We start from the raw sequence: 18,168 nt of genomic DNA on the forward strand, positions 1-18,168 counted from the left end.
CGCCCTTGTCACGCCGCCCGGTTATTTGAGCGCCAGGCATATATTCAGGGACTTGTCAGCCCGGAGCCGCGATATATAGTCGGTGCCATGTTCTGACCCGTCCCGGACAAGGCGAAGCGAGGGCCGATGCTGGACGACCATGGCGAATTCCGAACGCAATTCGTGCGCGAGCCGTCCTGCTTGCGCCACCACCCCGCGCTGGTGCTCAACGCCGATTTCAGGCCGCTCAGCTACTACCCGCTGTCATTGTGGCCCTGGCAGGAGGCGATCAAGGCGGTGTTCCTGGACCGGGTCCAGATCATCGCCGAATACGACGAGGTGGTGCGAAGCCAGCGCCACGCCATACGCATCCCCTCGGTCGTGGTGCTGAAGGATTACGTCAAACCCCAGAAGCGCGTGGCCTTCACGCGCTTCAATCTTTTTCTGCGGGACGAATTCTGCTGCCAGTATTGCGGCGCCAAGGGCGAGCTGACCTTCGACCATGTCGTGCCGCGCTCGCGCGGGGGTGGCACCAGCTGGGAAAATGTCGTCGCCGCCTGCTCGCCCTGCAACCTGAAAAAGGCGAACAAATCGCTGAAGCATTCGGGCCTGAGGCTGCGCCGCCCGCCGCGCCGACCCACGCCCGAAGAGATGCACGCCATCGGCCGGCGCTTCCCGCCGAACCATCTGCACGAAAGCTGGATGGATTTCCTGTATTGGGATACCGAGCTGATCGCGGATTAGCGCGGTCGCGCATGACGCTGCTTTTCCAGGCGTTTTTCGCGCCAGAGCCTGGGCGGGGGGCCCGCGATTGCCGGCCCGCGCCACGACAATGACAGCGGATCGTTGCAGTCGCCGGCAATGCCGGGTAAAGAAGCCGTCAGGTTTGCGTGATGACATCCAGACCTGTATGCGGCGGGCCGCCCTTCGCCCGGCGCAGCGACTATCGTCCGCGCGCATGGCCGCCGCTGACAGGCGGCCCTGCAGGGCGATCACGAAAGACAAGAAAGGATCTCGTATGTGGACGCGTATTCAGACCGTGGTTGAGGGAAAGCCTGTCTCTGGCGACTGGACGATCTGCCGCAATGAGGTGCCGGTCGGGCGTATCCGCCACGATCCGCAAGTGCCCGGCGTCGCCGCCTGGGCCTGGAGCCTGTTGCACGATCCGGCTGCCGGCGGACGGGCATGGACGGAGGAAGCGGCCATGTCGGCGGTCAAGGACAGTGCCGAGAAACCGGGCGACGCAGCCGCCTGAGACAGTCCGGGTCGGGCGGCGATGATGCCGCCCGTCCGTTTCCGCCAGGCCGCCCGCACCTTGCGGGCCGGATGCGGGAGAATCTAGCTTCGGTGATCGCGCGTCGTCAGATGCGCGATCGCGGCGGCCAGAAGCGCCAGAAGACCCAGCGCGAACAGCGGGATGCCAACGGCGCTTGCCGCCCAGATCGTCAGCCCTGCGGCCAGGATCACGGCGAGAATCAGGATCAGGAAATGCGGCAGCGGCATGTCATCCTCCGTTGCCTTCAATATGGTCCCGGCGGCGTGGCTGGAAAAGGCCCCGCCGCGGTTTTGCGCATGCTGTTGCCGATGAATCGGGCCGGGCCGGGGCATCGTCTGCGCGATCTGGAAAATGTTCGCTAAATGTTCTAGCCTGGCGGCATGAGCCTGCCACCCCGGAACCCCGACGAGATCCTGCGCGCCCGCGGCGCCGACTCGCGCCCTGCCGCGCGCTTCGAGCCCTATCGGGCCGAGCGCGAGGAAGACGGCTGGGACATCCCCGAAGAGCAGAGCCTGCTGCGCACCGAGGTCGCGCAGGAGCGGGCGCGCTCGATCATCACCCGCAACACCTCGCCCGATATCTCCTTCGACCGCTCGATCAACCCCTATCGCGGCTGCGAGCACGGCTGCATCTATTGCTTCGCCCGGCCGAGCCACGCCTATCTGGGCCTGTCGCCGGGGCTGGATTTCGAGACGCGCATCACCGCCAAGCCCAACGCTCCCGAATTGCTGGAAGCCGAGATCGGCCGGCGCGGCTATGCGGTGGCGCCCATCGCCTTCGGCACCAGTACCGACCCCTACCAGCCCGTCGAGGCCAAGCTGGGCATCATGCGCGGCTGCCTGCAGGTGCTGCATGACTGGAACCATCCGCTGAGCCTGGTGACGCGCGGCGCCACGGTGATGCGCGATGTCGACCTGCTGGGGGCGATGGCGGCCAAGGGGCAGGTGATGGCCGGCGTCTCGATCACCACGCTGGATGCCGAACTGGCGCGGCAGATGGAGCCGCGGGCGCCCGCGCCCTCGACCCGGCTGCGGATGATCCGGGTGCTGGCCGAGGCCGGCGTGCCGGTGCGGGTCATGGTGGCGCCGGTGATCCCGGTGCTGACCGAGCACGAGATGGAGCGCATCATGCAGGCCGCCCGCGATGCCGGGGCCAGCGCCGCCAGCATGATCCCGATCCGCCTGCCGCTGGAGGTGGCGCCGCTGTTCCGCGACTGGCTGGAGCGGCACCATCCCGGCAAGGCGAGGCATGTCATGGCGCGGGTGCAGGCGATGCGCGGCGGGCGCGACAACGACCCGCGCTTCGGCAAGCGCATGCGCGGCGAGGGGCCCGAGGCCGAGCTGCTGCACCAGCGCTTCCGGCTGGCCCGCAAGCGGCTGGGGCTGGTGCGCGAGGCCGAGGTGCTGGATTGCAGCCGCTTCGGCCCGCCGCCCCGGACGGGGGACCAGCTGTCGCTGTTCTGATTACTCGCCCGGCCCCATGGCTTCGGCGATGCGGGCCGAGATGCGCTCGGGCGAGGGGCGCGGCCCGCGCGGCGCGGCGACCAGCGCGTCGCGCATGGCGGCCAGATGCTCGGGCGTGGTGCCGCAGCAGCCGCCGATGACGCGCACGCCCAGATCGCGGGCCAGCACGGCGAATTCCGCCATGACCCCGGGCGTCGCGTCATAGATCAGCCCGCCGTCCTGATAGCGCGGCACGCCGGCATTCGGCTTGGCGATCAGCGGCCGTTCGTTGCCCGAGGCGGCGAAACCCGCCACCGCCATCAGCAGCTCGGCCGGGCCGGTGCCGCAATTCGCGCCATAGGCCAGCGGCGGATAGGGCAGCCGGTCGATCAGCGCGGCGAGTTGCGGCGGCGTCACCCCCATCATGCTGCGCCCGCCCGGCTCAAAGCTCATCATGCCGCACCAGGGCATGCCGACCGCCTGCGCGGCCTTGGAGGCGGCGCGCATCTCCTCGGCGGCGCTGATCGTCTCGATCCACAGGATGTCCGCGCCGCCTTCCTTCAGCGCCTGCGCCTGTTCGGTGAACATGGCGGTCGCCTCGGCCTCGGTCAGCCGGCCCATCGGCGCCATGATCTCGCCGATGGGGCCCATCGAGCCGGCGACGATCACCGCGCGGCCGGTCCCGGCCGCAGCCTCGCGCGCCAGGCGGGCGGCCGCGCGGTTCAGCGCGGCGACGCGGGCCTCGGCCTTGGCCAGCCGTAGCCGGCTGGCATTGGCGCCGAAGCTGTTGGTCAGGATGATGTCGGCGCCCGAGGCGATCATCTGCCGGTGCAGCTCGCGCACCTTGTCGGGATGGGTTTCGCACCACAGGTCCGGCGCCTGTCCCGGCGCCAGCCCCATGTTGTAGAGATTGGTTCCCGTCGCCCCGTCGGCCAGGAGCCAAGGGCGTTCGCCGAGCATCCTCGACAGCTGGTCAGGCATGGTCTTTCCCGTTCTGCGGCAGGATCGGGGAATCATAGCCCATCCTGCCGGGAAGTCATTGGGACATTTGCGGCCCGCTCAGCGCGAGCGGATCATGCCCATGATGTCCTTGGTGCGCTCGACGATCGGTTGGGCGATGGCCTGCGCCTGGTCGGCGCCGCGGCCGAGGATGCGGTCGATCTCGGCCGGGTCGGCCATGAACTCGGTCATCCGCCGGGTGATCGGCGCCAGGGCTTCGACTGCCACCTCGGCCAGCGCGGGCTTGAAGGCGCCAAAGCCCTGGCCCTCGAACCGCGCCAGCACCTGCTCGCCGCTCTCGCCGGTCAGCGCGGCATAGATGTTGACCAGGTTCTTCGCCTCGGGCCGGTCCTTCAGGCCGTCCATCGATCCCGGCAGCGGGTCGGCATCGGTGCGCGCCTTGCGGATCTTTTGCGCGATGGCGTCGGCATCGTCGGTCAGGTTGATGCGGCTGGCATCCGAGGGATCGGATTTCGACATCTTCTTGGAGCCGTCGCGCAGGGACATGACGCGGGTGGCCGCGCCCTCGATCATCGGCTCGGTGATCGGGAAGAAGTCCACGCCGTAATCGTGGTTGAACTTGGCGGCGATGTCGCGGGTCAGCTCCAGATGCTGCTTCTGGTCCTCGCCCACCGGCACGGCGGTGGCGTGATAGGCCAGGATGTCGGCGGCCATCAGCGACGGATAGGCCAGAAGGCCGAGGCTGGAATTCTCGCTGTTCTTGCCGGCCTTGTCCTTGAACTGGGTCATCCGATACATCCAGCCCACCCGCGCCACGGTGTTGAACAGCCAGGCGAGCTCCGCATGCTGCGAAACCTGGCTCTGGTTGAACAGGATCGAGACCTCGGGATCGACGCCCGAGGCCATGAAGGCCGCCGCGACCTCGCGGGTGTTGTGCCTGAGCTTCTCGGGCTCCTGCCAGACGGTGATCGCGTGCAGGTCCACGACGCAATAGATCGTCTCGGCCCCCTTGCCCTGATAGTCCGCAAAGCGTTTCAGCGCGCCCAGATAGTTGCCCAGCGTCAGCCCGCCCGAGGGCTGGATGCCGGAAAAGATGCGCTTGGCGAAGCTCGTGGTCATGGCACTACCTGCTTGGAAAATCCCGGTGGCTGGCTTACCTCTTGCCCCGGTCGGGCGCAACCGCCCGCAAGGAGGGCTTGCGCAACAGCCCACTGGAAAGGAGCCTTGATGCGACCCGGTTACGATGAATCGCCGCTGAACCCCGTGCCCGCCGTGGTCTGGATGATCGCCCTGCCGATGATCGCCTGCGAGGCGGTGTTCGGCCTGGCGCAGATGGGCTTCATCGGCGGCGGCGGGCAGGGTGCCGGCCTTGCCATGCGGCAGATCGCGGTCGAGCGCACCGCCTATATCCCCGAATTCGTGCTGCGGCTGTGGCAGATGAAGGTGTTCCTGCTGGACCAGAGCTGGCGCATCCTGACCTATTCCTTCGTGCATCTGTCGCTGACCCATGCGCTGTTCGTCATCGTCTTCACGCTGGCGCTGGGGAACCTGATCGCGAACCAGTTCCGGCCTTGGGCGGTCGCGGCGCTGTTCTTCGGCTCGGCCATCGGGGGGGCGCTGGTCTATACGCTGGCGGCGGGGCTTCTGCCGCAGTTCCGGTTCCAGGCGCTGATCGGCGGCTATCCGGCGGTCTACGGCTTCGTCGGTGCCTTCACCTTCCTGCTCTGGACGCGGCTGGGGCAGGAGAACGCGAACCGCCTGCGCGCCTTCACCCTGATCGGCATGCTGCTGGCCTTCCAGCTGGTCTTCGGCATCCTGTTCCAGGACGGCAGCCTGACCTGGATCGCCGAGATCGCCGGCTTCTGCTGCGGCTTCCTTCTGTCCTTCGTGCTGGTGCCGGGCGGGATCGGGCGCGTGATGCGCCAGATCCGTCAGCGCTGACGCCGCAAGCCCGCACGCAGGTCCGAGGGCCGGAACGCGCCCAGCACCAGCGCCGCCGCGCCATAGGCCGCCATGCCGCCCAGGACCAGCGCGGCCAGCGCCAGATAGCGCGTCCCGGGCTGCTCCAGCGTGTCGCCCAAGGCCAGCATCAGGCCCCAGATCACCGCGCCCATGACCGCGGATGCCGCGCAGATGCGGGGCAGGCGGTGGCGGAAGCGGTCGTCGAGCTCGGCCGCCTCGCCAAAGGCTTTCGTGCCGCGCCAGAGCTGCGCCGCCATGGTCCAGCCGGCGACGGTGGTGCCCCATGCGGCGGCGGAAAAGCCGATGAAGGGCGCCAGCCCCAGCGCCACCACCGCATTGACCACCATGGACCAGACCGCGAAGCGGAACGGGGTGCGGGTGTCCTCGCGGGCGAAATACAGCGGCTGCAGCACCTTTTGCAGCACGAAGGCCGGCAGGCCGAGCCCGTAGATCGCCAGCGCCACGGCGGTCGGCCCGACATCGGCGCTCAGGAAGGCGCCGCGCCGGAACAGCACCGAGATCAGCGGATAGGCCATCACCACCAGCGCCACGGCGGCCGGCACGGTCAGGAACAGCGCGAATTCGGCGGCGCGGTTATAGGCGTGCCTGCCGCCGCCGGTATCGCCGGATTTCAGCCGGCGCGAGATGTCGGGCAAGAGCACGATGCCGATGGCGATGCCCACCACCCCCAGCGGTAGCTGATACAGCCGGTCGGCATTGGTCAGCCAGGCGATGGCGCCGTCGAAGAACGAGCCGACCTGCCGCCCGACCAGCAGGTTGACCTGCACCACGCCGCCCGCCAGCACCGCGGGGGCGGCCACGGCCAGCAGGCGCCGCATGTCCGGCGTCAGCCGCGGCAGGCGCAGGCGCAGCGGAAAGCCCATGCGCTTTGCCGCCCACCAGACGGTGAAGAGCTGCGCGATGCCCGAGACCGGGGTGGACCAGGCCATGGCCAGCCCCATGTCCCAGCCCCGCCAGTCGGCCAGCAGCATGGCGGCGATCAGGACGAAGTTCATCAGCACCGGCGCGGCGGCCGCGGCCATGAAGCGCCCGCCGGCGTTCAGCAGCCCCGAAAGCAGCGCCGTCAGCGAGATGAACAGGATATAGGGAAAGCAGATGCGGCCATAGATCACCGCCAGCTCGAAACGCTCGTCGCCCTGGAAGCCCGCGGCCTGCATCAGCACCAGCCAGGGCATGGCCAGATGCGCGATCAGCGAGACGACCAGCACCACCGAGAACAGCCCCGAAAAGGCCTCCTCGGCAAAGCCGCGCGGGTTCTCGCCGCTTTCCAGCCGCTTGGCGAACATCGGCACGAAGGCGGTGTTGAAGGCGCCCTCGGCGAAGAAGCGGCGGAACATGTTGGGCAGGGTGAAGGCGACGATATAGGCCTGCGCCACCGGGCCGGTGCCGAGATAGGCGGCGATCATCACGTCGCGGACGAAGCCCACGACGCGGCTGGCCAAAGTCCACGCCCCTACCGAGAGGAAGCCCCGGATTAGTCTGATCGGTTGCATCTTCGGTCCCTCAGAACGTCCCGCCCAGCGGCCGCCCGGCGCGTTCGGCGCGCTCGGCCCCGTCCTTGATCGCCTGGCGCAGCTTCTTCTCCAGCGACTCGCGGCGGCCGGCCTGGTGCAGCTTCAGCCCGAACATGTCCTTGACATAGAAGGTGTCCACCACCTGCGCGCCGAAGGTGGCGATCACCGCGCTGGCGATCTGGATATGGTTGTCGGCCAGGGTGCGCGTCAGGTCGTAGAGCAGGCCGGGACGGTCGCGGGTATCGACCTCGATGACGGTGTAGACGTCGCTGCCCTCGTTGTCGAAGGTGATATGCGTCGGGAAGCGGAAGGCGCTGTCGCGCTTGCGGGGCTTGTCGCGGCCGGCCAGCGCCTCGCGCGCGACGATCTCGCCCTTCAGCGTGCGCTGGATCATGGTGTGCAGGCGCGGCAGCCGGTCGGCGGCATAGGGATGGCCGTCGGCATCCTGCAGCCAGAACACCGCCGTCGCGAAACCGTCCTTGGTGGTATAGGTGCGGGCATCGACGATGTTCGCCCCGACCAGCGCCAGCGCCCCGGCCATGCGCGAGAAGATGCCGGGATGGTCGGCCAGCACGAAGGCGGCGCGGGTGGCGTCGCGGTCGGTGTCGGGATGCAGGTCGGTGCGGATCTCGTCATCGCCCAGATCCTTCAGCATCTCGGCAAAGACATATTGCGTCTCGGTCGGCAGGCCCGGCCAGTAATTGTCGTAATGCCGGCCCAGCTCGGCCTTGATCGCCTTCGGCTCCCAGCCCTTGGCGGTCAGCAGGTGGCGCAGCGAGCGCTTGGCCTCGCCGGTGCGCTTGTCGCGGTTCAGCTCCTCTAGGCCGTTTTCCAGCGCCGCCTTGGTTTCCTGGTGCAGCTTGCGCAGCAGCATCGCCTTCCAGTTGTTCCAGGTGCCGGGGCCGACGCCGCGGATGTCGCAGACGGTCAGCACCAGCAGCATGTCCAGCCGCCGGGTGGTCTTCACCGCCTTCGCAAAGTCGCGCAGCGTGCGCGGATCGGCGATGTCGCGTTTCTGCGCCACGTCCGACATCAGCAGGTGGTTGCGGATCAGCCATTCGATGGTCTCGATCTCGTCCGCCGGCAGGCCGAAGCGGGTGCAGATGCGCCGCGCCAGCCGCGCGCCCAGGATCGAATGGTCCTCGGCCCGGCCCTTGCCGATGTCGTGCAGCAGCACGGCAAGGTAGATCACCCGGCGGTTCACCTTGCCCCGCATGATCTTGCTGACCACCGGCAGGTCCTCGGCATCCTCGCCGCGCTCGATGGCGGCCAGGGCGGCGACGCATTGGATCAGGTGCTCGTCCACCGTGTAATGGTGATAGACGTTGAACTGCATCATCGCCACCACCGGAGCGAATTCCGGGATGAAGGCGGCCAGCACGCCCAATTCGTTCATCCGGCGCAGCGAGCGTTCCGGGTTGCCGTGCTTCAGCAGCAGGTCGAGGAAGATGCGCACCGCCTCGGGGTCCGAGCGCATGCGGTCGTCGATCATCTCCAGATTGGCCGCGACGGCGCGCATGGCGTCGGGATGGATCAGGATGCCGGTCCGCAGCGCCTCCTCGAAGAGCCGCAGGATGTTCAGCGGATCGGACAGGAACTGCTTCTCGTCGGCATAGGTCAGCCGCCCGCGATCCACGCGAAAGCCGGCCCGGACGCGGCGGCGGCGCTGGAACAGCCGGTTCATGATCGGCGCCTTGTAAAGGTGCCTTGCCTCCAGCGCGACCAGGAACACCCGGGTCAGCTCGCCGACCTTGGTGGCGTGCAGGAAATAGTCCTGCATGAAGATCTCGACCGCGCGGCGGCCGCCGAGGTCGCGATAGCCCATGCGCTTGGCCACCTCGACCTGCATGTCGAAGGTCAGCTGGTCCTGCGGCCGGCCGGCGATCAGGTGCAGGTGGCAGCGCACGGCCCAAAGGAAATCCTCGGCCTGCCAGAAGGTCAGGTGCTCGTCGCGGGTGAAGAAGCCCAGGTCGACCAGTTCCACGGCGCGGTCGACGCGATGGATGTATTTGGCGATCCAGTAGAGGGTCTGCAGGTCGCGCAGGCCGCCCTTGCCCTCCTTGACGTTGGGCTCCAGCACATAGCGCTGCCCGCCCTGGCGGCGGTGGCGCTCGGCGCGTTCGGCCAGCTTCGCCTCGATGAACTGGGGGACGGTCTTGTCGAACAGCTCGGACCAGAGCCGGTCGCGCAGGGTTTCGGCGGCGGTGGCGTGCCCGCAGATCAGCCGATGCTCCAGCAGGCTGGTGCGGATGGTGATGTCGCCGGCGCCCAGCCGCAGGCAGTCATCGACCGAGCGCGTGGACTGGCCGATCTTCAGCTTCAGGTCCCACAGCATGTAGAGCATGGATTCGACGACGCTTTCCGCCCAGCCGCTGACCTTCCACGGCGTCAGGAACAGCAGGTCCACGTCGGATTGCGGCGCCATCTCGGCCCGGCCATAGCCGCCGATGGCCAGCACCGCCAGCCGCTCGGCATCGGTGGGGTTGAGCAGCGGGTGCAGGATGGTGGTCGCGACGTGATGGATCGCCAGCACGACGGCGTCGGTCAGGCTGGCGATGGCGCGCACCGTCTCGCGCGCGGCGCGGGGGTGGGACATGAAGCCGGCCGCGATGTCCTCCATGGCGGCCGCGCGCGCCTGGGACAGGATGGCGACGGTGCGGGCGCGGATCTCGCGCGGCTCGGCGATATCCGCCAGCGCGCCGGTCAGCGCGGGCAGGAAGCTTTCGGGGGCGAACAGCGAATGCGCCCCGGGCAGGGCCGGGGCGCTTTGCGGCAAGGTGTCGGTGTCCCTGGCGCTCAAGATCAGAACCCGAAGCCGCCGAAGCTGCGCGGCGCCGGATCCAGCACCACCACCTGGTTGCCCCGCACCGTGGCCACCGCCAGGGCGCGTTCGTTGGTGCCGTCCCGCTTGAGACGGAAGGCGCCCGAGACCCCGGCGAAGCCCGCGCTCTGCGTCAGGCCCGAGGTGGTCAGCGCATTGCGCTTGCCCGCCCGCACCAGCGCCGCGATGGCCGCGACCCCGTCATAGGCCAGCGAGCCCAGCTCGTGCGGGGTTTCGCCATGGGCGGCGCGGTAACGCTGGTCGAACTGCGCCTTGAGCGTGGTGTCGGGAATGGCGAACCAGCCGCCCTGCACGCCGCGCAGCTGCAGCCGGGCCGAGGGCTGGTCCCAGCGCGTCAGCCCCATCATCTGCACCGAGGCCGAGGTGACGCCGGCATCGGCCAGCCTGTCGGTCAGATAGGGCAGCACCGCGCCCTGGTTCGCGGTCAGGAAGACCGCGTCGACATTGCCCGACAGCGCCGCCTGGGCGACATTCGGCACGATGCCGTCGATGCCCTGCTTGGATAGCGGATGCACGGCGGTGCCGACCAGGGTGGCGCCGTTGCGCTGGATGGCGCGCTGGATCGCGCGGGCGCCGACCTGGCCGGCAGTGTCGTCCTCGGCCACCATCAGGATGCGGCGCTTGCCGTTCCTGACGCCGTATTTGACCAGCCGGTCGGCGACGTTGTCGAAGGTGTTGCCCAGCACGAAGACATTGCCGCCGGCGATGTCGGTGTTGTTCGAGAAGGACAGCACGTTGACGCCCTGCGGCGCCATGGCATTGCCGACCGCATTGGCGCTGTCGGCGAAAAGCGGGCCCAGGATGATCTTGGCCCCCTCGGCCACCGCCTGGTTGGCCATGGCGACGGCCGTGCCGGGCTCCGAGCCGGCATTGTAGATCCGCAGGTCGATGGTCGCGCCGCGCGCATCCGCGGCCGCCATCCTGGCCGAATTGGTCAGCGAGCGCGCCAGCCAGTCCAGATCCGCGCTGCCCGTGCCCCCCGGCACCAGCAGCGCCACCGGCACCGGCTGCGACGGGTCGATGCTCTGGCCGGTCTGCGGGCCCGAGGCCCCCATCTCGATGGGCTGGCAGGCGGCAAGCGTCACGGCGGCAAGGACAGCTCCGACGCGCGCCAGCGGACGGCGCAGGTCGAAGGCGCCGCGGATCGTTTTCAGGACGGTCATGGCGTGATTCCCTGTTGGATCGAGGCTGGGGGTTTGATGGGGGCAGGTTATTGGCATATTCCGGACATGGCAACTTGCCCGGCAGAGAGAAAGGGACCCGCGATGGAGGACAGCGCCAGCACAACCGGGACGGGCGCGCGGCCGGTTTCCCTGACCGTCTCGGCCGCCGCGCCCGAGCCGGGCCTCTACCTGGTCGCGACCCCGATCGGGGCGGCGCGCGACATCACCCTGCGGGCGCTCGACGTGCTGAACACGGCCGATGTGCTGGCGGCCGAGGATACCCGCAACCTGCGGCATCTGCTGGATATTCACGGCATCGCGCTGCGCGGCCGGCGGCTCGTCGCCTATCACGACCACAATGCCGACCGGGCACGCCCGGCGATCCTCGCGGCGCTGGGCGAGGGGAAGAGCGTGGCCTATGCCTCGGATGCCGGCACGCCGCTGGTCGCCGATCCGGGCTACCGCCTGGCGCGGGACGCCGCCGAGGCCGGGTTTGCGGTTCGGGCGCTGCCCGGGCCGTCGGCGGCGCTGGCGGCGCTGTCGGTCTCGGGCCTGCCCAGCGACCGCTTCCTGTTCGTCGGCTTTCCCCCGGCCGCCGGCGGCGCGCGCCGGAAATGGATCGAGAGCTGGCAAAAGGTCGACGCGACGGTGATCGCCTTCGAAAGCCCGAGGCGCGTTAAGCAACTGTTGGAGAACTTGTGCGAAACTGAGGCGAATCGGTCTACGGTGATCTGCAGGGAACTGACCAAGAAGTTCGAAGAGGTGATGCGTGGCAGCGCGGCGGAGCTGGTCGAAAGAATCCCTGCGGAAGGATTGCGCGGCGAGGTTGTGGTGCTGTTCGGGCGTCCCGAACCCGTCGTCGCGGATGAGGGCAGCTTGCGCGTGGCTCTGGACGGGCTGCTGGGCACGCTGTCCGTGAAAGAGGCGGCGGCAGAGGTTGCTGCGCGGTTCGGTCTGCCCCGGCGCGAGGTCTATGCGCTGGCGGTGGAGATGAAAAGGGAACGGGAATGAAGTTCGAAAGAATCTCCGAGGGAACGCCTGTTCCGGCCATCGGCGTCAGGGCGCGGCGGGGGGCAGTCGCCTGTGCCGCGGGCCGTTTCGCCGAGGAATCGGTGGCGCGGGAATATCGCCGGCGCGGCTATGAGGTGCTGGCCGAGCGCTGGCGCGGCCGGGGCGGCGAAATCGACCTGATCCTGCGCAAGGATGAGGAATATGCCTTTGTCGAAGTGAAGAAGTCGCATTGTCACGACCGGGCGGCCGAACGGATCAGCCGCCGGCAGATCGCCCGGATCTGCCAGGCTGCGCTGGAATATTGCGGGCGCCTGCCCGCGGGCCTGCTGACCGCGATGCGTTTCGATGCCGCGCTGGTCGACCAGCTCGGCCGGGTCGAGATCATCGAGAATGCCTTTGGCATGAACTGACCGCTGCGGCTTGCAAACCCGGCCCGCGCGCGCGACAAGATCGCTCGAAACAGGCTGGGGATGATGGCATGAGTCTTTACGTGGCCCTGCAGATGGACCCGATCGAGCAGGTCTCGATCGACGGTGACAGCACCTTCCGGCTGGGGCTCGAGGCCGAGGCGAGGGGGCACCGGCTGTTCCAGTACACCGCCGACCGGCTGAGCTATAGCGAGGGCAGGATCCTGGCCCGGGGCCGCCCCGTCACGCTGCGGCGAGAGCCGGGCAATCACGTGACCTTCGGCGACTGGGTCGATGTCGACCTGTCGGAATTCGACGTGGTCTGGCTGCGGCAGGACCCGCCCTTCGACATGGGCTACATCACCACCACCCACCTGCTGGATCGATTGCATCCCTCGACCTATGTGGTCAACGATCCGTTCTGGGTGCGCAACAGCCCCGAGAAGCTGCTGGTGCTGGATTTTCCCGAGCTGACGCCACCGACGCTGATCACACGCGACCTGGCGCAGATCCGCGCCTTTCGCGAGCGGCATGGCGATTTCATTCTCAAGCCGCTCTACGGCAATGGCGGGGTCGGCATCTTTCACATGCGGCCCGACGATCCGAACCTGTCCTCGCTGGTCGAAACCTTCCTGGCCAACAGCCGCGAGCCGATCATCGCGCAGAAATACCTGCCCGCGGTGGTCAGGGGCGACAAGCGCATCATCCTGGTCGATGGCGAGCCGGTCGGCGCAATCAACCGCGTCCCGGCCGCGGGCGAGGCGCGCTCCAACATGCATGTCGGCGGCCGTCCCGAGAAGATCGGCCTGACCGAGCGGGAATACGAGATCTGCGCCCGGATCGGCCCGGTCCTGCGCGAGAAGGGGCTGATCTTTACCGGAATCGACGTGATCGACGGTTGGCTGACCGAGATCAACGTGACCTCGCCCACCGGCATCCAGGAACTCGAGCGGTTCGATGGCGTCAACGCCGCGGCGCTGATCTGGGAGGCGGTCGAGCGCCGGCTGGCGGAGCGAGGCTGACCTCCGGGTTCGTCCGGGCAGACAAGGCGTGCGGCGGATGGGACTATCGGGCAGGTGAGGTCTCGATTGCCAATGTTCCGTGGCTGGGCCTTTTCGCAGCATTCCCGGCACCTTCCGGGGGCGCTGATATTTCCCGGCTGCAGGATGGCGAGACAGCAGCACCGGTTGAGAATATGCGGATGTGGATCAGTGCCGTGCTGTCAGGCCATGGGGAAATAGCGGCCGCTTTTCCACCGGTAGCGACATTCGGTGCGCATCGCGGTGCTTCCGGTATTTTAGAACGGCTTCATCACCTCGACCGGCGGTCGAGAGTTTCGCCTTGGCGAGGTGGATCCCCTCGCGCCACGGGAGCAAGGGGCGTGATCGAGGCAGGCGCCAGACGAAGGCGCTCGTTCGCCTGGCGCAGATCTCGGCTCCGCATAATGCATCCTGCGAAAGAATCCGGGCCCTCACACCTCTGCAGGCGCGTGAAAATCTGGAGGTCGAGGATATGGTGGTCATATCGCCCAGGCAGACCGGTCGCCTGAACTCAGTCACAAGACGTGTGGCCTCCGACTGGCCGCCGAAGAACCGGCGGGCACGCCCTCAATCCGGCCGGCCGAAGGGCAGGCGGTAGGTCAGCGCCTCGGCCAGGTGCGGCTGGCGGATCGCCGGGGAACGGTCCAGGTCGGCAATGGTCCTCGCGCTGCGCAGGATGCGGTGGTAGCCGCGCGGCGTCAGGCCCAGCCGCTCGGCCGCCAGGGCCAGCAGCGACCGGCATTCGCTGTCGAGCGGCGCGATCTCCTCGAGCAGACGGCCCGAGGCGTCGGCGTTCACCCGCGCCGACGGATGGCCGGCGAAACGTTCGGTCTGGAGCATCCGGGCGGCGGCGACCCGCTCGGCGACGCTGGCCGAGCTCTCGCCGGTCGCCGGCAGGCCCAGGTCCTCGATGGCGACCTGCGGCACCTCGATGCGCAGGTCGAAGCGGTCCATCATCGGCCCCGAGATCCGGCCCAGATAGTCCGATCCGCAGCGCGGCGCCTTGGAACAAGCGCGCGCGGCGTCGGCGATCTCGCCGCAGCGGCAGGGATTGGCGGCGGCGACCAGCAGGAAGCGCGCCGGGTAGCGGATATGGGCATTGGCGCGCGAGACGTGGATCTCGCCGGTCTCGATCGGCTCGCGCAGGGCGTCGATGACCCGGCGCTCGAATTCCGGCAGTTCGTCGAGAAACAGCACGCCATTATGCGCTAGGCTGGCCTGGCCGGGCCGGGCATTGCGGCCGCCGCCGACCATCGCCGCCATCGAGGCGGTGTGATGCGGCTGGCGGAAGGGCGCCATGCGCGAGATCCCGCCCTCGGCCAGGAGTCCGGCGACGGAATGGATGATCGAGGTCTCCAGCGCCTCGGGCGGGGTCAGCGGCGGCAGGATGCCGGGCAGGCGGGTCGCCAGCATGGATTTGCTGGCTCCGGGCGGGCCGACCATCAGCAGGTGATGGCGGCCGGCGGCGGCGATCTCCAGCGCGCGGCGTGCGCGCTCCTGGCCCTTGACCTCGGAGAGGTCGGCCTCGTGCACGGTTTCGGCCAGCTCGCCCGGCGCGGCGCGGGGCAGGGGCGCGCGGTCGGTCAGGTGGTCGACCGCCTCGCGCAGGGTGCGCGGCGCAAAGACCGGCACCGTGCCGACCCAGGCCGCCTCGGCCCCGCAGGCGCGGGGCACCAGCAGCGCCCGGCCTTCCTCGGCCGCGGCCATGGCGGCGGGCAGGGCGCCCGCCACCGGCGAGAGCCGGCCGTCCAGCGCCAGTTCCCCCAGCGCCACCACGCGCTCCAGCGCCTCGGCCGGGACGATCTCCAGCGCGGCCAGCACGGCCAGCGCGATGGGCAGGTCGAAATGCGAGCCCTCCTTGGGCAGGTCGGCGGGCGACATGTTCACCGTCACCCGCCGCGAGGGCATGGCGATGGAGAGCGCCCCGAAGGCGGCCTTGACCCGCTCGCGCGCCTCGCTGACCGATTTGTCGGGCAGGCCGACGATGCCAAATCCCGGCAGGCCCGGCGAAACCGAGCATTGCACCTCGACCAGCCGCGCCTCGACCCCGTCGAAGGCCACGGTATAGGCAATCGCCGCCATCACCTCTCCCCATGTCACAGGGGCTCTGGTTAACCCGCCGGAGCTTAAAGATTGGTTAACGGGCGCGGCTTGCTTGTTCCGCGGCCCGCTTCGGCCTATGTGCAGGGCGAACGTCACGGCAGAGGAAGCGACCATGCAAGGCAGCCGCATATTGCTGATCGTCGGCGGGGGCATCGCCGCCTTCAAGATCCCCGAGCTGATCCGCATGATCCGGCGCGAGGGGGGCTCGGTCGTGCCGGTGCTGACGCGGGCGGGGGGGCAGTTCGTGACGCCGCTGACCCTGTCGGCGCTGGCCGAGGCGCCCTGCCATACCGAGCTGTTCGACCTGACCCGCGAATCCGAGATGGGCCATATCCAGCTGTCGCGCGCCGCCGATCTGGTGGTGGTGGCGCCGGCGACCGCCGACCTGCTGGCGCGGATGGCGGCGGGGATGGCGGACGACCTGGCCTCGACCCTGCTCTTGGCCACGGACAAGCCGGTGCTGGCGGCGCCGGCGATGAACGTGCGCATGTGGCAGCACCCGGCGACGCAGCGCAACCTGGACCTGCTGGAGAATGACGGCGTCCGGTTTGTCGGCCCGGACGAGGGCGACATGGCCTGCGGCGAATACGGTCCCGGGCGCATGGCCGAGCCCGAGGCGATCCTACAGGCGATCCGCGCGGCGCTGGGGCGCGAGAAGCCGCTGCGCCTGCCGCCCGAGGCGGTGGTCTCGCTGCCCGCGCGGGTGCTGGGCGGGCGGCATGTCATCGTGACCTCGGGCCCGACGCATGAGCCGATCGACCCGGTGCGCTATATCGCCAACCGCTCCAGCGGGGCGCAGGGCGCGGCGATTGCCGCGGCGCTGCGCGACCTGGGCGCGCGGGTCAGCTTCGTTACCGGTCCGGCCGAGGTGCCCCCGCCCGAGGGCGTCGCGGTGATCGCCGTCGAGACGGCGCGCGAGATGCGCGAGGCGGTCGAGGCCGCCTTGCCCGCCGATGCCGCGGTGATGGCCGCTGCCGTGGCCGACTGGCATGTCGCCAATGCCCGGCCGGGCAAGATCAAGAAGGACGGCTCCGGCAGGCTGCCCGAGCTGCAATTCGCCGAGAATCCCGATATCCTGGCCTGGATCAGCCAGCTGGGCCGCGACCGTCCGTCGCTGGTGGTGGGCTTTGCCGCCGAGACCGACGACGTGCTGGACAACGCCGCCCGCAAGCGCAAGCGCAAGGGTTGCGACTGGATCGTTGCCAATGACGTGAGCCCGGCGACCGGGATCATGGGCGGGACCGAGAATGCGGTGACGCTGATCTCCGAGACCGGGGCGGAAAGCTGGCCGCGGCTCTCCAAGGACGAGGTGGCGCACCGGCTGGCCGCGCGCATCGCCGATGCGCTGAACGCCGGGGACGGCATGGCGGAGGGGCATGCATGAACCGGGTCTATCTGGACTGGAACGCCACTGCGCCGCTGCGCCCCGAGGCGCGCGAGGCCATGCTGGCGGCCAGCGAGATCGTCGGCAACCCGTCCTCGGTCCATGCCGAGGGGCGGGCGGCGAAATCGGCGCTGGAACGGGCGCGCGAGGAGATCGCCTCGGCCCTGGGCGCCGAGGGGGCGGATGTGATCTTCACCTCGGGCGCCACCGAGGCGGCGGCGCTGGCGCTGCAGGGCCGCGGGCTGGCCTGTTCGGCGGTGGAACATGCCGCCGTGCTGGCCTGGTGCGACAATTCGCTGCAGACGGAGCCCTCGGGGCGCGTGATCGTCCCCGATCCGGCCCGTGCGGCGCTGCAACTGGCCAATTCCGAAACCGGCGTCATCCAGGACCTGCCCCAGGGGCTGGCGGCCAGCGACCTGACCCAGGCCTTCGGAAAGATTCCCTTCGCCTTCAACTGGCTGGGGATCGAGGCCGGTTTCGTCAGCGCCCACAAGCTTGGCGGTCCGCGCGGCATCGGCGCGCTGGTGGTCCGGCGCGGCACCGAGATCGAGGCCCTTATCCGGGGCGGCGGGCAGGAACAGGGCCGCCGCGCCGGGACCGAGAACCTGATCGGCATCATGGGCTTTGCGGCGGCGGCGAAAGCGGCGCAGAATGATCTGGATCAAGGAATCGGGGAAAAAGTGTCGGAAATCCGCGATTCCCTGATGGCTACTCTGGAATCCGGGGCAGAAATGGTTACATTCCCGGGGCGCGAATCCCGCCGCCTGCCGAATACATTGTCGATCCTGACGCCGGGATGGCGCGGAGAGACGCAGGTGATGCAGATGGACCTCGCCGGATTTGCCGTATCGGCAGGCTCGGCCTGTTCCTCGGGCAAGGTTCGGCCAAGCTCCGTTCTGACGGCCATGGGAATCGCGCCGGAATGGGCGGGCGATGCGATCCGCGTCTCGATCGGTCCGACGACGGACCCTCGGGACGTCGTGCGTTTTGCGGATGCCTGGCTGGCGGCTTATGCGCGCTGGCGGCAAAGGAATGATCAGCGGGCGACCGCGGGAAGGGTGTGA

Annotated in this window: 16 protein-coding genes; 9 read left to right on the forward strand and 7 right to left on the reverse strand. The window is 69.0% G+C overall.

The annotated features are described in order from the left end of the window. Positions 1–126 precede the first annotated feature (126 nt). Together PARJ55_RS0106980 and PARJ55_RS0106985 are read left to right on the forward strand one after the other, a co-directional pair. Positions 127–723 (forward strand): HNH endonuclease, encoded by a 597-nt coding sequence (locus tag PARJ55_RS0106980; protein ID WP_028712380.1) that lies wholly within the window; start codon positions 127–129, stop codon positions 721–723. 274 nt (positions 724–997) lie between these two features. Further along, on the forward strand, positions 998–1,234 hold the full coding sequence (locus PARJ55_RS0106985; RefSeq protein WP_028712381.1) for a hypothetical protein: 237 nt from the start codon (positions 998–1,000) through the stop codon (positions 1,232–1,234). A gap of 83 nt (positions 1,235–1,317) precedes the next feature. Here the strand turns inward: PARJ55_RS0106985 and PARJ55_RS24285 are convergent, their stop codons facing one another. Beyond that, positions 1,318–1,482 carry a hypothetical protein gene (locus tag PARJ55_RS24285; RefSeq protein ID WP_198019324.1) on the reverse strand — a complete coding sequence of 55 codons (165 nt, stop codon included), beginning with the start codon at positions 1,480–1,482 and terminating at the stop codon, positions 1,318–1,320. Between the two features lie 153 nt (positions 1,483–1,635). Between PARJ55_RS24285 and PARJ55_RS0106995 the strand changes: the two genes are divergently transcribed. Then, positions 1,636–2,718, forward strand: a complete 1,083-nt coding sequence (locus PARJ55_RS0106995) for a PA0069 family radical SAM protein (RefSeq protein WP_028712382.1) — start codon at positions 1,636–1,638, stop codon at positions 2,716–2,718. On the opposite strand, the gene bmt is transcribed toward PARJ55_RS0106995, so the two are convergent. Further along, the gene (bmt, locus tag PARJ55_RS0107000) at positions 2,719–3,678 is read right to left on the reverse strand and encodes a betaine--homocysteine S-methyltransferase (RefSeq protein ID WP_028712383.1); all 960 of its coding nucleotides are present in this window, start codon (positions 3,676–3,678) and stop codon (positions 2,719–2,721) included. 78 nt (positions 3,679–3,756) lie between these two features. Then, a complete protein-coding gene (trpS, locus tag PARJ55_RS0107005) occupies positions 3,757–4,776 on the reverse strand; it encodes a tryptophan--tRNA ligase (protein WP_028712384.1) in 1,020 nt (339 codons plus the stop codon). A gap of 108 nt (positions 4,777–4,884) precedes the next feature. Here trpS and PARJ55_RS0107010 point away from each other — a divergent pair, with 108 nt between their 5' ends. Beyond that, positions 4,885–5,598 (forward strand): rhomboid family intramembrane serine protease, encoded by a 714-nt coding sequence (locus tag PARJ55_RS0107010; protein ID WP_028712385.1) that lies wholly within the window; start codon positions 4,885–4,887, stop codon positions 5,596–5,598. Here the strand turns inward: PARJ55_RS0107010 and murJ are convergent. Genes murJ through PARJ55_RS0107025 form a run of 3 tightly spaced genes read right to left on the reverse strand, consistent with a single transcriptional unit; the run spans position 5,589 to position 11,159 of the window. Beyond that, entirely contained in the window at positions 5,589–7,133 is a 1,545-nt protein-coding gene (gene murJ / locus PARJ55_RS0107015) for a murein biosynthesis integral membrane protein MurJ (RefSeq protein WP_028712386.1), read from the reverse strand. The two genes, PARJ55_RS0107010 and murJ, sit on opposite strands and share 10 nt — an antisense overlap. Before the next feature lie 10 nt (positions 7,134–7,143). Then, positions 7,144–9,954, reverse strand: coding sequence for a [protein-PII] uridylyltransferase (locus PARJ55_RS0107020; protein ID WP_028712387.1), 2,811 nt, complete (start codon positions 9,952–9,954; stop codon positions 7,144–7,146). Positions 9,955–9,956: 2 nt separating this feature from the next. After that, a complete protein-coding gene (locus PARJ55_RS0107025) occupies positions 9,957–11,159 on the reverse strand; it encodes a penicillin-binding protein activator (protein ID WP_036698062.1) in 1,203 nt (400 codons plus the stop codon). 102 nt (positions 11,160–11,261) lie between these two features. Between PARJ55_RS0107025 and rsmI the strand changes: the two genes are divergently transcribed. The 3 genes from rsmI (at position 11,262) to gshB (ending at position 13,599) form a co-directional block, all read left to right on the forward strand. Continuing rightward, the gene (gene rsmI / locus PARJ55_RS0107030) at positions 11,262–12,170 is read left to right on the forward strand and encodes a 16S rRNA (cytidine(1402)-2'-O)-methyltransferase (RefSeq protein WP_084637796.1); all 909 of its coding nucleotides are present in this window, start codon (positions 11,262–11,264) and stop codon (positions 12,168–12,170) included. Further along, the gene (locus PARJ55_RS0107035; protein WP_051416179.1) at positions 12,167–12,580 is read left to right on the forward strand and encodes a YraN family protein; all 414 of its coding nucleotides are present in this window, start codon (positions 12,167–12,169) and stop codon (positions 12,578–12,580) included. Before rsmI ends, PARJ55_RS0107035 begins: the two co-directional genes overlap by 4 nt. 68 nt (positions 12,581–12,648) lie before the next feature. Beyond that, on the forward strand, positions 12,649–13,599 hold the full coding sequence (gene gshB, locus PARJ55_RS0107040; RefSeq protein ID WP_028712391.1) for a glutathione synthase: 951 nt from the start codon (positions 12,649–12,651) through the stop codon (positions 13,597–13,599). A gap of 585 nt (positions 13,600–14,184) precedes the next feature. Here the strand turns inward: gshB and PARJ55_RS0107045 are convergent. Then, positions 14,185–15,699, reverse strand: coding sequence for a YifB family Mg chelatase-like AAA ATPase (locus tag PARJ55_RS0107045; protein WP_028712392.1), 1,515 nt, complete (start codon positions 15,697–15,699; stop codon positions 14,185–14,187). Between the two features lie 133 nt (positions 15,700–15,832). Here PARJ55_RS0107045 and coaBC point away from each other — a divergent pair, with 133 nt between their 5' ends. Beyond that, positions 15,833–17,104 (forward strand): bifunctional phosphopantothenoylcysteine decarboxylase/phosphopantothenate--cysteine ligase CoaBC, encoded by a 1,272-nt coding sequence (coaBC, locus tag PARJ55_RS0107050; RefSeq protein ID WP_028712393.1) that lies wholly within the window; start codon positions 15,833–15,835, stop codon positions 17,102–17,104. Then, positions 17,101–18,168 (forward strand): cysteine desulfurase family protein, encoded by a 1,068-nt coding sequence (locus PARJ55_RS0107055; protein ID WP_028712394.1) that lies wholly within the window; start codon positions 17,101–17,103, stop codon positions 18,166–18,168. Before coaBC ends, PARJ55_RS0107055 begins: the two co-directional genes overlap by 4 nt.

Origin of the sequence: Paracoccus sp. J55 (assembly GCF_000513975.1) — a bacterium.
Classification (GTDB): domain Bacteria; phylum Pseudomonadota; class Alphaproteobacteria; order Rhodobacterales; family Rhodobacteraceae; genus Paracoccus.